Source organism: Natrinema sp. LN54 (assembly GCF_052439245.1).
Taxonomy (GTDB): domain Archaea; phylum Halobacteriota; class Halobacteria; order Halobacteriales; family Natrialbaceae; genus Natrinema; species Natrinema versiforme_A.
The window spans coordinates 564,897-579,722 of the sequence record NZ_JBQVRP010000002.1 but is presented as its reverse complement, the minus strand read 5'-3'; the positions used below and the strand labels follow the sequence as shown (position 1 = coordinate 579,722).

The 14,826-nt window shown below is 64.9% G+C and carries 12 protein-coding genes; 8 read left to right on the top strand and 4 right to left on the bottom strand.

Features of this window, described 5'->3' with window-relative positions; genetic code table 11:
- Positions 1 to 64: 64 nt before the first annotated feature.
- Entirely contained in the window at positions 65 to 1,462 is a 1,398-nt protein-coding gene (locus ACT4ML_RS08105; protein WP_444720400.1) for a nucleotide sugar dehydrogenase, read from the bottom strand.
- A gap of 346 nt (positions 1,463 to 1,808) precedes the next feature.
- Between ACT4ML_RS08105 and ACT4ML_RS08100 the strand changes: the two genes are divergently transcribed.
- The 5 genes from ACT4ML_RS08100 to ACT4ML_RS08080 all read left to right on the top strand — a co-directional run bounded on the left by ACT4ML_RS08100 (position 1,809) and on the right by ACT4ML_RS08080 (position 6,785).
- The gene (locus tag ACT4ML_RS08100; protein ID WP_138245714.1) at positions 1,809 to 2,456 is read left to right on the top strand and encodes a helix-turn-helix transcriptional regulator; all 648 of its coding nucleotides are present in this window, start codon (positions 1,809 to 1,811) and stop codon (positions 2,454 to 2,456) included.
- Positions 2,457 to 3,008: 552 nt separating this feature from the next.
- Positions 3,009 to 3,164, top strand: a complete 156-nt coding sequence (locus ACT4ML_RS08095; RefSeq protein WP_175416418.1) for a hypothetical protein — start codon at positions 3,009 to 3,011, stop codon at positions 3,162 to 3,164.
- The gene (gene glmS, locus ACT4ML_RS08090) at positions 3,164 to 4,972 is read left to right on the top strand and encodes a glutamine--fructose-6-phosphate transaminase (isomerizing) (protein ID WP_444720399.1); all 1,809 of its coding nucleotides are present in this window, start codon (positions 3,164 to 3,166) and stop codon (positions 4,970 to 4,972) included. The genes ACT4ML_RS08095 and glmS overlap by 1 nt, the downstream gene beginning before the upstream one ends.
- A gap of 389 nt (positions 4,973 to 5,361) precedes the next feature.
- Positions 5,362 to 5,853, top strand: a complete 492-nt coding sequence (locus tag ACT4ML_RS08085; protein ID WP_444720398.1) for a hypothetical protein — start codon at positions 5,362 to 5,364, stop codon at positions 5,851 to 5,853.
- 227 nt (positions 5,854 to 6,080) lie between these two features.
- Positions 6,081 to 6,785 (top strand): hypothetical protein, encoded by a 705-nt coding sequence (locus tag ACT4ML_RS08080; RefSeq protein WP_444720397.1) that lies wholly within the window; start codon positions 6,081 to 6,083, stop codon positions 6,783 to 6,785.
- A 498-nt stretch (positions 6,786 to 7,283) separates the two neighbouring features.
- Here ACT4ML_RS08080 and ACT4ML_RS08075 read toward each other — a convergent pair whose 3' ends face one another.
- The 3 genes from ACT4ML_RS08075 to ACT4ML_RS08065 form a co-directional block, all read right to left on the bottom strand.
- The gene (locus tag ACT4ML_RS08075; protein WP_444720396.1) at positions 7,284 to 8,225 is read right to left on the bottom strand and encodes a DUF3869 domain-containing protein; all 942 of its coding nucleotides are present in this window, start codon (positions 8,223 to 8,225) and stop codon (positions 7,284 to 7,286) included.
- Between the two features lie 393 nt (positions 8,226 to 8,618).
- Positions 8,619 to 9,602 carry an SDR family oxidoreductase gene (locus ACT4ML_RS08070; RefSeq protein ID WP_444720395.1) on the bottom strand — a complete coding sequence of 328 codons (984 nt, stop codon included), beginning with the start codon at positions 9,600 to 9,602 and terminating at the stop codon, positions 8,619 to 8,621.
- A 99-nt stretch (positions 9,603 to 9,701) separates the two neighbouring features.
- A complete protein-coding gene (locus ACT4ML_RS08065; RefSeq protein ID WP_444720394.1) occupies positions 9,702 to 10,364 on the bottom strand; it encodes a cell surface protein in 663 nt (220 codons plus the stop codon).
- 216 nt (positions 10,365 to 10,580) lie between these two features.
- On the opposite strand from ACT4ML_RS08065, the gene leuS reads away from it, so the two are divergent.
- The 3 genes from leuS to ACT4ML_RS08050 all read left to right on the top strand — a co-directional run bounded on the left by leuS (position 10,581) and on the right by ACT4ML_RS08050 (position 14,748).
- Positions 10,581 to 13,340 carry a leucine--tRNA ligase gene (gene leuS, locus ACT4ML_RS08060; protein ID WP_444720393.1) on the top strand — a complete coding sequence of 920 codons (2,760 nt, stop codon included), beginning with the start codon at positions 10,581 to 10,583 and terminating at the stop codon, positions 13,338 to 13,340.
- A 221-nt stretch (positions 13,341 to 13,561) separates the two neighbouring features.
- A complete protein-coding gene (locus tag ACT4ML_RS08055; RefSeq protein WP_444720392.1) occupies positions 13,562 to 13,855 on the top strand; it encodes a HalOD1 output domain-containing protein in 294 nt (97 codons plus the stop codon).
- A gap of 122 nt (positions 13,856 to 13,977) precedes the next feature.
- A complete protein-coding gene (locus ACT4ML_RS08050; protein ID WP_444720391.1) occupies positions 13,978 to 14,748 on the top strand; it encodes a J domain-containing protein in 771 nt (256 codons plus the stop codon).
- Positions 14,749 to 14,826 lie beyond the last annotated feature (78 nt).

The following is a 14,826-nucleotide window of genomic DNA, read 5'->3' as shown; positions in this document are numbered from 1 at the left end:
TCGAGTCCCCGCTCGGGTCGGCACCGGTGTCTCGTCGGAGGACTGGCGCTGGTCTCGCATCGCTTCACAACCTCCGGTAGACGAGTCCCGCATCGGCGGCCGCGTCCGCCTCGACCGCGCCCGTCACGTCGATCAGTGCGGGGTCGTCCGCGAGTTCGCCCGCCACGGCCTCGAGATCCAGTTGCTCGAACTCCGCGTGGGGCGTCGCGAGCAGGACCGCGTCGAAGCCCTCGAACGAGAGCCGTTCCTGAACGTCGATATCGAACGACTCGCGGGCCGCGTCGTCGTCGGCGAACGGGTCGAATCCCTCGATGTCGATGTCGTACTCCCGGAGTTCGTCGATGACGGTGCCGATCTTCGAGCTACGGATATCACCGACGCCCGGTTTGTACGACAGTCCCAACACCAGCACGCGACTGTCGCGGAGCGTCTTGTGACACTGGTTGAGCGCCTTGATCGTCAGCTCGGCGACGTGGTCAGGAACCGACTCGTTGACCTGCCGGCTCGTCTGCATGAGTTCGGGGTCGAACCCCTCCCGGGACGACCGGTACGCGAAGAAGTACGGGTCGACCGGGATGCAGTGACCGCCGACCAGCCCCGGCCGGTAGTCGTGGAAGTTCCACTTCGTGCCCGCGGCCTCGAGGACCGCCTGCCCGTCGACGTCCATGCTGTCGAGGGCCATCGAGAGCTCGTTGACGAACGCGATGTTGAGATCGCGCTGGGCGTTCTCGACGACCTTGCAAGCCTCGGCGACCTCGATCGAGGGGGCACGGTGGACGCCCGCGTCGACGACCGACTCGTACAGCGTCGCCACGTCCTCGAGGACCGTCTCGTTCTGTGCGCTGACGACCTTGACGACGTCCTCGAGGCCGTGTTCCTCGTCGCCCGGCGTGGCGCGCTCCGGGGAGTAGCCGACGAAGAAGTCCTCGCCCGCGGTCAGCCCGGACGCGTCCTCGAGCGCCGGCACGAGGACCTCGCGAGTCGACCCCGGGTAGACCGTCGACTCGAGGACGACGGTCGTTCCGGGGTCCATCTTCGAGCCGACGGTGGTCGCCGCGCTCTCGACGTAGCCGAGGTCCGGCCGATCGTCGTCGTCGATCGGCGTCGGCACGGCGACGATGACGTAATCGGCCTCGCCGATCTCGGCCGCGTCGGTCGTATACGAGATGTCACCGTCCTGGATCGCCTCGTCGGAGAGGTCACCGGTCGTGTCGACCCCGTCCTGGAGTCGACCGACCGTCACGTCGTCGACGTCGTAGCCGATCACGCGGTAGTTCGACTGTGCGAACCCGACCGCGAGCGGGAGCCCGACGTATCCCAATCCGACGACACAGATCGTCGCCGCACGCGTCGATTGGGTCTCCGTGTGCTCGAGGGCGGTTCCGCCGCCCGCGTCCCGTGCGTGCTGGTCGCTCTCTCGATCGTCCGTTCGCTTCTCCGTGTCGCTGATTATCGTGGTCATGGGTGAGACGTTGTCGCGTTCCCGTCACACGACCGAGTGCGACGGTGACGTTGGTGCACCCGCGATCGGCGGGGGCTTCCGTGAACGCAGCAAGTCGTCGTCGGGGGTTTACTATAGCTCGGATAAACGGATGCGAGAGCGACAACGAGCGGAAACCGCCGGTCGGGAACGCTACCGGCGGCTCTGGCGGACCGGGGGCCGGTCACCGCCGCGATCGCTTAGAACGTTGTTAAACACACCTGTACTGCTCTATAATGAAGGGGGCGCGGGTCGGATCACCGATGCGGTCGGCGAGTCCACGGGATCGTGGCTCGGTCACGCACCGACTGCAGCAGACACGCGAACCATGGTGATTACGTCCCAGATCGGAGTCCGCGGCCGGCTCGAATCGATTCACGACACCGTCTCGATCGACGCGGTTCCGGCTTCGATACGGCAGTCCGAGGGCCACGCGATCGCGTCGGAAGCGATCGGTCCGCAGGTCGGTGACCTGTCGGGTGGACCGTTGTCCTGGGGACAACTGCTACGCGTGGCGTCGTTCTGGGAATCCGCGCTGATCGCGGCGCTCTTCCTGTTGATCAGCGGCCTCGTCGGGCTCCGAATCGCCGACGTGGCATCGGATCGCGACGTCGACCTGTCGTCGCTCCCGCTGGTGACGAACGCGGCAGGTGACGGCGACGACCCGGATCGCACACGCGCCGCCGATCACCGGGCGTACGAGTCGTATCTCTCGCCCGACACGCCGCCGCGACTCCTGAGCGACGAGGGACGAGTGGTTCGGCTCCTGATCGCGAATCACGGTCGCATCCGGCAGCATCGAATCGCCGACGAGACCGGCTGGTCGAAGTCGAAGGTGAGTCGCATCTGCTCGCGGATGCACGCCGACGGCACGATCGAGAAGCAGTCGGTCGGTCGGGAGAACGTCATCACCCTCTCCGATCGAACGCCGGACGATGCGACGCGGTCGGACGAAGTCGAGAACCCGTTACCGTAACGCATCCCCCTGTCATCGCACAGCAGTCCCGCCGCGTACGGGCGGTCGAAACCGCTACCGCCGCTGCCGACCCTTTCTGCCGTCGCGTCTCGAGTTCGAGTCCTCGAGTCGGCGATCCACACCGCGAGACGGGAGGCCGCGTCCGTCGGTTTCGGCGGATCGAAGTGTCCCGATCCGTTGCCGAACCGGGTAGAACTGCTCGAGACGGACGGACTGGACTGAGACAGTCAGAGACGAAGAACGGACTGAGACCGTCAGAGACGAAGAACGGACTGAGACCGTCGAGGCAGACGACTGTCTGGGACGTTCGATATCGGGTGACCGAACTGAGTACCGTTCGACGGGGCGAAACGAGCGTCACGTCGCGCCAGGATATCGTGTCGAGCGGAAGAAATCACGGATTGTGAAAACGAATGGTGGATTATACAGCCGATAGCGACCGTCGTATTCACGGTACCGTCTTAATCGTGGTATAGTAATGGCCGCTGTCGCACGTGGTGGAAGTGAAGCCCCGGCCGTCGGCAGCGACGGCGGACGGGGTCGGAGATACCAATGACACGGAACAGTTCCGCACTGCCGGCAGCGAGATCGAACCGCCCCGAAACGACCGCCGCGACCGCCGCAACCGTCGCCGACCGCGCTCCCTGCCGCCAGCTCGGTGCTCCGCCGTGGTCGACGGTCGCCGCTCGAGCGGGGGTGATGGGCTGATGTGCGGAATCATCGCACGGATCGGCCACGGCAACGCGACGGAGACGCTCCTCTCGGGGCTCGAAAACCTCGAGTACCGCGGGTACGACTCGGCGGGGATCGCCGTCCAGAACGGCTCCGGCGTCAAGGTCCACAAGTGTTCGGGCGAGGTCTCGAGTCTCAAATCGACCCTGGACGGACGCCCGAGCGGGAACATGGGGATCGGCCACACCCGCTGGAGTACCCACGGTCCTCCGACCGACGAGAACGCCCATCCGCACACGGATACCGCGGGCGACGTCGCGGTCGTCCACAACGGCGTCATCGACAACTACACCGAGCTCAAGGCGGACCTCCGGGAGAAGGGCCACGAGTTCGAGAGCGACACCGACACGGAGGTCATCCCGCACCTCATCGACGAGTTCCGGTCGGAGACCGGCGACACCGAACTGGCCGTCCGCCGGGCCGTCGACACCCTCGAGGGGAGCTACGCGATCGCCGCGATCGTCGACGGCGAGGAAGCGGTCTACGCCGCGCGGAAGGGCTCGCCGCTCGTGCTCGGCCTCGACGAGGAGGAGTGGTTCCTCGCCAGCGACGTCCCGGCGTTCCTCGATCACACCGACGACGTGATCTACCTCGAGGACGGCGATATCGTCGTTCTCGAGCCCGACTCCTACCGGATCACCGACCTCGCCGGCGAGCCGATCGAGCGCCCGGTCGACACCGTCGACTGGGACCCCGAGGACGCGGGGAAAGGCGAGTACGACCACTACATGCGAAAGGAGATCAACACGCAGCCGACGGCCCTCGCGAACACGATCGAGGGCCGGATCGAGAACGGCGACGTCGCCTTCGAGCGACTTCCGCCCGGCTCGTTCGAGGGCATCGACACCGTCCAGTTCGTCGCCTGCGGCACCTCCTACCACGCCGCGATGTACGGCGGGCAGCTGGTACGCGAAGCCGGCCTCCCGACCGAGGTCCTCCGCGCGAGCGAGTACGAGTCGACCTCCGGGCCGGTCGACGAGAACACGCTCGTCGTCGCGGTCACCCAGAGCGGCGAGACCGCCGACACGCTCGACGCGGTCCGGAAGGCGACGGACCGCGGCGCTCGGTCGCTCGCGGTCACCAACGTCGTCGGCTCGACAGCCGCGCGCGAAGCCGACGACGCGGTCTACATCCGCGCCGGGCCGGAAGTCGGCGTCGCGGCGACGAAGACCTACTCCTCGCAGGCGGTCACGCTCGCCCTGCTCAGCCAGCGCATCGCCGGTGACGTGCCGGAAGCGACCCCCGTCGAGGATCGAGCGGCGATGCTCGAGGCCCTCGAGGACCTGCCCCGGCACGTCGAGACCGTCCTGGAGGCGAGCGAAGCCGACGCGCTCGCCCGGGACACCGTCGACAGCGAGTCATTCTTCTTCATCGGGAACGGGCTCGGCCGCTCGGTCGCGCTCGAGGGCGCGCTGAAGTTCAAGGAGATCACCTACGAGCACGCCGAAGGATTCGCCGCCGGCGAACTCAAACACGGCCCGCTCGCGCTCGTCACCGAGGAGACGCCGGTGTTCGCGGTCGCGACCGGCGGTGTCGACGACAAGACGAAGACGAACGCGATCGAGGCGCAGGCCCGCGGCGCGCCGATCGTCGCCGTCGGACCGGAGGACCACCCCCTCGTCGACGTCGCCGACGAACACCTGTCGGTCCCCGAGACGCATCCGGTCTGGACCGGGCTGCTCGCGAACGTCCAGTTACAGCTGCTCTCCTATCACGCCGCGGACCAGCTCGACCGGCCGATCGACAAACCGCGCAACCTCGCGAAGAGCGTCACGGTCGAATGATCGTCTCCGCTTCCAGATAACGCCTTTTCGACGCGTTCGTTCGACACCGAAACCGAGAGTCCCGTCTCAGTCGACCTGCGCCGACGCCACGTCACAGCGGCTCGATAGCGAAGCATTCCGGATAGCAGTGTCCCGTCTCTCGAGCGCTGTGCGAGATCACAGCGGGCGGTCTCTCGTTCCGCTCGAGTCGCTGTCGCAGTAGCGAGTCGTCTCTCCGACGCGGCTCGGCGCGCTGTCGGCGACTCGAGGAGAGGTTAGAGTAGATTGTAGTGTGATTTCGTTATTCAGAAGTATGACTGAGACCGACTCGGGCAGTTCGGTAACTACGTGTGCGAACTGAACAGTCGGTTCCCTGAAAGCACTTATAGAGCGTGTTAGTAAGGGAGAATATGAAGCGGCGAGTACTCCTTGGTGCTGTCACGACGGGAATAGCTGCAGTGGCTGGTTGTCTTTCCGATAGCGGCAGCGATAATCCTAATGACCACACAGAGAATGAGCCAACGAACGATGATGAGGGACAAGATGATAACTCAAACCCGTATAATCAGCCAGCAGAGTATGATGAAGTGAAGAATCTCACAGTACAAAACAACCTGAATGCGACGCTGAACGGGTCAGTAACGGTCATAGATAACGATGAGGACGCTACTCTCTCTGAGACGAATATAACTATTCAAGCGGGAGAGAGGGTCCGTGATAGAATACCTACTGCTGATGAGAGCGGGAACTATACGGTGAAAGTAACGGTTGACGGTCGAGGAACTGTAGCAGATGATTTCAATCTCAGAACGCCAGTTGGTGAGCCTCACTTGTACATTAGCGAAAGCCGAGATGATGATGAACCATTCTCGGTGGGTGTAGATGGAGCTCCTAGTGTCTGACCTACACCAACAGTGAGCAATATCGAGTCTTTTCCTTCTATCACCTGTTACTGGCTAGCTGTGACTGCTCTCGAGAAAACTAACGCACTCTATCGTCATACCACTGATTCACGATCTCCTGTCCGACTCTGTCTGATTTCTCGGACACAGTCTCGGTAACTACGTCCGCGGGCTGAACACCGAAGTACCAGAAAATACTTGCCATCAATTAGACAATTGTCGTTTAGATGAAGGTACGATCTCTTCTGTCGATTTCACTCATTATCGCGATTCTCCTTACAGGCGCTATCTTCTATTCCGGTGCGCTCACGAAACCGTATAGTGGGGATAGCGAATACTATGCTATTGCACACGAATCGTCAGAGGCATATAAAGAAGATATCGGCCACGCCTCTCATAGAAGTGATGGTGGTATTCCCGTGGAGAGTTTTTCTGAGAGTCAGCGAAGAGCCTTCGAAGAAGCGAAAAAACAGGAACCGAGTAGAGCCGGGTTGCGGTCATTAGGGAAACCTCCTGTTTGCTCTCCCACACTACTCCTATGTGATAAGTATGAGAGCTTTCCACATCCAGCCAGTGATGGAAGTCGTGATCATGGATATATCGCTGTAGAAGATTCCACCGGCGATCAGTTCATAGTCAAAATAGGCCAGGCTGACCCAATTGGGGGAATAGAGCAGATAGTTATGTTCATTCTGGGCCCATATGCTCTCTTTCTCGCATATCATGGGTGGTCCGACCGGTTACCCGAACCAACATTTTTCTCGGTCGGGTATGGTGCTACCCTCTTAACGATAGTATTTGCGTATCCGTATACCCTGATGTTCACAGAAGTCTCTCTCCCGTCATGGCACCTCCCGTTCTTAGCTATAGTAACGTGGGGGGTGATACTCGCTGAGATATGGCGGGCCGAAACAAAAACCAACCAAAAATAGCCTGTATTTCTGAAGACCCCATCACTTTACACCGTGATGTCAGTTCAGGTGCTAAGTACTTCACCTAGACTGAACTCGAATTCACTCCTCACTCTGAATAACGAAACCGTGGGACCAACTACTGTACCCCGTCCGCGACTGATGGCGACGGGCAGCGAATAGCGGACTCGAGACGACGTGAACCCGCCGACGGGCCCGTGATAGCAGTGCTCGACACACGCTGGAAACGCCGCTGGCAGCTGTCCACAGCGCCGATCGATACTCGACACGAGCACCACCGCTCACACAGACACAGCAGTCGTGTGATCGACGGTGCACTGTTGCAGCGGCGACTCGAGTCTGTCGACGGCACCGGCCACCGCGTCGACCAGTGGCGAGACCGCGTCGAACGGGCGGATCGATCTCTGGGTATGCGCTGCCCTCGAGACTCGAGATTACCGAGACGCCCCTTCGGAAAAACAGCCGACCGACCGAGACACGCGCCGAACGGTGATTCGATCAGCCGTCGTCTTCCGCGATCGTCAGCGTAATTTCCCGATCCGAGCCGTCGATCTCGACCGTTCGCTCCGTCTCGGAATAGCCGTCCGCGGTCGCGATTACCGTGTACTCCTCGCTCTCGCGTTCGAACTCGACCTCGCCGTCGTCGTCGACCGCCTTCTCCTCGCTCGAGGCGATGATACCGGAGTCGTCCTCGAGTTCGACGGTGGCGGTATCGACCGCGCTGCCGTTCTGGTCCTCTACGGTCACCGCCAGCGTGTACGGGCCGTCGCTATCGTCACTGTCGTCGTCATCGGTGCTATTGCTATCGTCGCTCTCATCGCTGTCGCCGCCGCTTCCATCACTATCGCTCCGTTCCTCGAGTGTCAACGGAACCGTCGCGTCGTCGCCGTCGATCCGGACGGTGGTCTCCGCGGTCCGGTATCCGTCCGCGTCCGCGGTGACCGTGTAGTCGCCGTTCGCGCGCTCGAAGTCGGCCTCGCCGTTCTGCCCGACCCCGCTCTCCGTCGTCGTCCCTTCTCCGGAGACCGTGACCGTGGCGTTGTCGAGCGTATCGCCGTCTTGCGTTTCCACGACCGCCGTCAGGACGTGCGTTTCGTCGCCGTCATCGGCGCTTCCGTCGCTCTCGTTTCCGGCATCCGTCCCGCCGTCACCACCGTCGGTCTCGGCCGGTTCGTCGCCGCCGCTCGTTCCGTTGGCTCCGTCACCACCGTCAGCACCCCCGGTGTCGTCGGTCACCTGATCGGCGTCGTCGCCGGCCGGCTGTGCGGAACCGTCCCATCTGTCGGTGACCGACCCGACCGCGCCGCTGATCGACGCCCCGCTCGCAGCGAGTACCAACCCGGCCAACAGGAACACGATGCCGCTGACGGTGAGTAAAATCTGGACGCTGCTCTGAATCGATCGAGTCTCCGTCCGCTTCCGTTTGGCATTGCTGCGCATTGGTAGTATAGGGGATTGAAATCGATAGTCAGTCGTTACGCGCTCGCCGCCTCGAGGGCGGTCTCTCCGCACTCGGCTTCGGACACGACTGTCGTGACCGGTCTCGGGCTGTGCGTCTCACTGTCTTGCCTGTAGCGTGCGGGTACGAGTGATTTCATTACACCATCGTTTCGCTGTTCGGCGGTTCACTATACGGACGATAAAACCGTTTCAGCGGGGGAAAACCGACTGCAACAGCGATGGATTACCTGCGTGTAACTCGATTCGAGCCCGCTCGATCCGCCGACTGTACCGGCCGTGAAGTGGGCAGGGAACAGCCACGGGATCGGTGGAATCTGGATTGCGATAGTCCGTCCACCGATGCGTTTTCGTTCGGTGCCGTCACCGTCACAGTCACGGATACCGCTCGGACCCCGACTCGGGTGTCCGTCGCTCGAGCAACTCGAGGACGGGTTCGCTCGCGGCCAGTCGAATCCCGAGTCGCGTGAGCCGGTCCCGGATCGCGGCGGGGACGAGCGTGCCGTACAGGGAGCCGAGCAGGGGCACCGGACCGACGCGGTAGTGCGTGTCGGGATTCCGGGCGGTCGCTGCCTCGCGAATCGTCGCGGCGACTCGGTCGGGGTCGTTGATGAAGGGGCCGCCGCCGTCGACGGCGCGGAGTCGCCGGAGGACGCGGTAGAGGTCGGTGTAGTCCGTCGGCCTGACGACGGTCGAACGCGTCTCCGAGACACCCGCCGCGCCGGCGTCCGAACCGCCGCCGACGGCTCGCGACCGAGACTGCGCGCTCGCGGCCGCGTCGTCGACCGCCGTGACGGCGCGGTCGTAGAACGGCGTCCGAACGATTCCGGGCTGTACGACGACGACCTCGACGCCGGAGCCAGACAGCTCCTGTCGGAGCGCGTCGCTGAGACTCGCCATCGCCCACTTCGACGCGGTGTAGCCGCCGATCCCGGCGAGCGCGAGGCGGTCCGCGGCGCTGGTGACGGTGACGATCCGCCCGCGGCCGCGCTCGCGCATGCCGGGTAACACCGCCCGAATCAGCCGGTGCGGGCCGAAGCAGTGGACGGCGAACTGGCGCTCGAGCAGGTCCGTCGGCACGTCTTCGACCGGGCCGAACTGTCCGTAGCCGGCGTTGTTGACGAGGCAATCGACGCCGCCGGCCTCCTCGCGGATGCGATCGACGACGCGGTCGATATCGTCGGGTTCGGTCAGGTCGAGCGCCGCGATATCGGCCCCGCGATCGGCCAGTTTCTCGAGGCCGATCCGGTCGCGGTCTCGAGCGGTCGCGTAGACGCGCCAGTCGTCGGCCAGCAGCCGGCGGGCGGTTTCGTAGCCGATCCCGGTGGAGCAGCCGGTGACGAGTGCGGTCGAGGGCATGGAACGTGGTACGACGGCACCGGAGAAGGTGATGTTCATCGGTCGGGTTCGGAGACCGTCACGGCTCCCGATAGGTCCGGTGAGGCGGCGATTCGGGAGTTACTCTCCGAACGGCCCGGCGTCATCCGGCGGGCCGCGCTCGTCGTCCGATGGCCCGGCATCATCCGGCGGGCCGCGCTCGTCGTCCGATGGCCCGGCATCATCCGGCGGGCCACGTTCGTCATCCGATGGCCCTGCATCGTCCGGTGGGCCGCGCTCGTCGTCGGCCGCGTCGTCTTCGTCATCGGCCGAGTCGTCCTCGTCGTCGATCAGTCCGGCTCGCTCGAGCGCCCACTCGAGGCCGGTGGGATCGGACGACTCGTCCGCGTCGTCGGTGGCCGATCGGTCGGATTCGGTCGCCGAATCGTCGGCCGCGGGTTCGTCGTCCGACGGGTCGACCGCGGGTTCGGTCGCCGAGTCGTCGATGGAGTCATCGTCCGCCGAGTCGGTCGGCGGATCGTCCTCGGCCGAGGAATCCTCGGCCGAATCGTTCCGTTCGGCGACGCTCTCGTTCGCGTCAGCCGTCGCGTTCGCATCGGTCGTCGGGTTCGATTCGTTCGTCGACGCGGCGTCGCGCTCGAGTGCAGTGTCCGTCGGGTTCGTCTCGCCGGCCGTCAGGTCCGGGCCGAAGACCGAGGCGAGCAGCCCGAACGCGAGCAAAACGGCCGCGATCGTGACGAGTAACGTGACCGCCGATGGGAGATCGTCGCGAAAGCGGGACATTCGACGCGTCGTTCGTAGACGACCCACCCGCTTTGTTAATCTCAGCCCACAGCGACCGACGCCGACCCGCCGATCGATCCGGGGTCGGTCGTCACCGACTCGAGCCCGGCGGCTCGAGTCGGGGGATTCGGTCACGACAGGGGACGACTCCCCCGCGTGCGGCCGAACAATGATATAGCCGGCCCACCGAGTGGGTGACAACGGACCTCGCCGACAATGACGAGTCATTACGATCACGCGCAGGTACAGGAGTTCTGGCAGTACGTCTGGGAGCGCGACGACGTCTACGCGCTCGATGCCGACGCCGCCGATCCGACCTACGTCCTCGGCATGTTTCCCTACACGTCGGGCACGCTCCACATGGGGCACGTCCGCAACTACGCGATCACCGACGCCTACTCGCGCTATCGTCGCATGCAGGGCGACGACGTCCTCCATCCGATGGGATGGGACGCGTTCGGGTTGCCCGCCGAAAACGCGGCCTTCGAGCGCAAGACCGATCCGGAGTCCTGGACGCAGGCCTGTATCCGGCGCATGCGCGAGGAACTCGAGACCATGGGCTTCGGGTACGACTGGTCTCGGGAGATCACCACCTGCGACCCCGACTACTACCGGTGGAATCAGTGGCTGTTCAAGCGGCTCTACGAGGCCGGACTCGTCGAGTACGAGGCGGCAACGGTCAACTGGTGTCCGGACTGCGAGACGGTACTCGCGGACGCGCAGGTCGTCGAACGCGAGGATGAACACGGTGAGTCCTCGGATCAAGGGAGCGACGAAGCGGCGAGCAGCGCCCACGATCGGGTCTGCTGGCGCTGTGAAACCCCCGTCGGTCGGCGCGAACTCGACCAGTGGTTCTTCACGATCACCGACTACGCCGAGGAACTCCACGATGACCTCGACGACCTCGAGGGGTGGCCCGACGGCGTCCGGGAGATCCAGCGCAACTGGATCGGCCGACAGGAAGGGGCGCGGATAACGTTCGAAATGGAAGACTACAGCGGTCACGGCGACGCCGGAGACGGCGGCGGACCCGGAACCGTCGACGTGTTCAGCACCCGACCGGAGACCATCTACGGCGCGACCTACCTCGCGGTGTCCCCCGGTCACGAACTCGCCCGCGCGCTCGCCGAGTCGGACGACGAGGTCGCCGACTACGTCGACACCGTCCGCGAACGAGGCCCCGACGAAGTCGGTTTCTCCGGCGTCGAGACCGACGCGACCGCGATTCACCCGCTGACCGGCGCGGAACTCCCCGTCTACGTCGCCGGCTACGTCCTCGAGGACGTCGGCACCGGGGCCGTGATGGGCGTTCCCGGCCACAACGAGCGCGATCACTCCTTCGCACGCGAGCACGGCCTGCCGATCGATCGCGTGATCGATCCCGACGACGGCTCGGAGGAGGCCGACGTCGAAACCGAGGCGTACACCGGCGACGGCGTCCTCGAGGGAAGCGGCGAGTACGACGGCCTCGAGAGCGAGACGGCCGCCGACCGACTCGTGGCCGATCACGACGCGCTCGAGGAAGATGTCACCTATCGGCTTCGGGACTGGCTCATCTCCCGGCAGCGCTACTGGGGAACGCCGATCCCGATGGTCCACTGCGACGACTGCGGCCGCGTCCCGGTACCCGACGAGGACCTCCCCGTCGAACTCCCGGAGTTCGTCCGGACTACGGGCAATCCGCTCGATGCCGCCGAGGAGTGGAACGAGACGACCTGTCCGGACTGTGGCGGCCCCGCCCGCCGCGAGACCGACACGATGGACACCTTCGTCGACTCCTCGTGGTACTACCTGCGCTTCCTCTCGCCCGATCTGGCGGACGCCCCCTTCGACACCGACCTCGCGGACGACTGGATGCCGATCGACGTCTACGTCGGCGGCGACGAACACGCCATCCTGCACCTGCTCTACACCCGCTTTTTCACGAAGGCGCTGGCCGATCTCGGCCTGCTCGAGCGGCGAGAGCCGATCCGGGAACTGCTGAGTCAGGGGACGGTGCTCTACGACGGCGAGAAAATGTCCAGTTCGAAGGGGAACGTCGTCGCGCCCGAGGAGTACGGCGCGGAGACGACCCGGCTGTTCGTGCTTTCGGCGGCCCACCCCGAACAGGACTTCGAGTGGACCGCCAACAACGTCCGCGGGGCCTACGACCTCCAGCAGACGCTCTACCGAATGGCGGCCGCCTTCGTCGAGGAGGGTGACGCCCGCGTCGAGCGCCGCGATCACGACGACTACGTGGCCCGGGAGATCGATCGGACGATCGCCGCGGTCACCGAGGAGTACGATCGGTTCCGGTTCCACCGGGCCGCCACCGAGATTCAAGAGCTCGCGCGCCTGCTCCGGCGTTACCGCGAGTACGACGGGCCACACGGCGACGTCTACCGGCGCGGGCTGTTGACACTGGCCGCGCTGATCGCGCCGATGGCCCCCCATCTCGGCGAGGAGTGCTGGAACAAGCTCCGCGGCGAGGGCCTCGCCGTCGAGGCCGACTGGCCCGAGCCCGAACGCGAGGTCTCGGCCGTCCAATCCGAACGGCAACTCGTCGACCGCACGCTCGAGGACGTCCGCGACATCGTCGACGTCGCCGCGATCGACGAACCGGAACGGATCGAACTGGTCGTCGCCCGCGAGTGGAAGTACCGGGCCGCCGAACTGGTCGGTCGGACGACAGCGGCGGACGACGGCGAGATCGGCGGCATCGATTCGATCGTCGACCGCGTCCTCGAGGACGAGACGCTCGACGGTCCCGACGATCGCGAGCGCGTCGCGGCCTTCGTGGGCGAACTCGTCGACCGCGACGGCGGAACGGAACGCGATCAGTTGCTCGCGGCCGACCGCGAGCAGGCGATCCTCGAGCGCGCGTCCTGGCTCGTCACCGACGAGTTCGGTGCGGCGGTCACCGTCAGGCGGGCGTCCGCCGACGACGAGCAGGCGGCCAAAGCTCGACCCGGCAAACCCGCGATCCACATCAGCTAACGGCCGCTCCGGTTTTCCCGACGACGTTACGCGGTCGTCCGTCGGGTGTCGCGCTGCCTGTTGACCGTCGCTAACCGCTATATTCCGTCGATAACTCTTGTTCCGGCGTCGGATATCGCTCCCGCGTACGGCTCCCGTTCCGTCACTCGCTTCGCCGTGAGCGGTTCGTGCGGAACTGGGAAGGACAGTTTTATTCACCGGGATTCAGAAGGAGAGATACGATGGTTGAGGGTGGCGGTAGCGTCGGTGCATCGTCTCGGAAGGCACTGAGCCAAGCGGTTATCGAAGCAGTCGCCGAGGCGGAAGGCGTTTCGCCGACGGAAATCTCCCCGCCGGCGTACGAACCGCTCCACGCGGTCGTCGATCCGGCGGCGCTCGACGCGCTCTTTGCGGACCGACACAACGGCGCGAGCAGATCGCTCGGAACCGTCTCATTCCCGTTCTGTGGCTACGATGTCACCGTCTCTCAGGACGGGACCGTCTTGCTCGAGGACCCGACTGAATCGGCCGAGTGAGTCCGCGCCGGCGGATCGATCGGATGCCGGTACTCCCGCCGGAATCGAGCGAGCGGCCCGACTGACTCGAGGGACGCAGGGACGGAAAGACTCTTTTCGACCAAGGGACGAATGGGCTCATCGTGGAGCGCCACTACGACGCCCTCGGACTTTCGCCGGACGCCGACGAGCGGACGGTTCGGCGGGCCTACAGGTCCCTCCTGAAGGACCACCACCCGGATCAGGGTGGCTCTCGCGAGCAGTTTCTGCGGATCAAGGAGGCCTACGAGGCGATCCTCGGCGAACGGGTGCCGAGAGACCGCGAAACCGACGGCGGTGCCATTACGCGAGGCGACGACGGGTCGCGACGCCGGCGTCAACCTACCTACGACCCGGACGAGCGCGACGGGCACGCCGACCGCGACCGGACCCACGAGTTGACCGTCAACAGCGAGTACCTCACGCTCGCGCTCGCCGGGCTGGTCCACGACGTCGACCTCGCGTCGCTGGTCGACGGCCCCGTCACGGCGGCGACGACGCGGACGGTCGCGTTCTTCCGCGTTCACAACACGAGTTCCCAGCCGCTCCCGTGGCGGGGAAAGACGAACACGAGCTTCATCGGTGACGACGGCTTCCTCTACGAGGGCTCGAGCATCGTCGCCCCCCATGCGACCGATCTGCCGGAACGGTGGGTCGGGACCGACGTGACCCTCGAGCCGGGCCGGGCGCTGGACGCGGTCGTCATCGCACAGGAGATGCCGGACGGCGTGACCGTCGAGCAGGTCATGTACGCCCAACACGTTCCCGACGAGGAGAGCGAGGGCGACGGCCTCGCCGACACCGAACGCTACCTCTTCGAGTTGAAACCGCTCGTCCGCGAGCGGCTCAACCGGTTTCCGTTCGAACGGGGCTGAGTCAGACAGCCGGAACGCGCCGGCGTCGCCGCGGCCGGTCTCGGAACAGCAAGCGTGATACGGCGGTGCTCCAAAGGA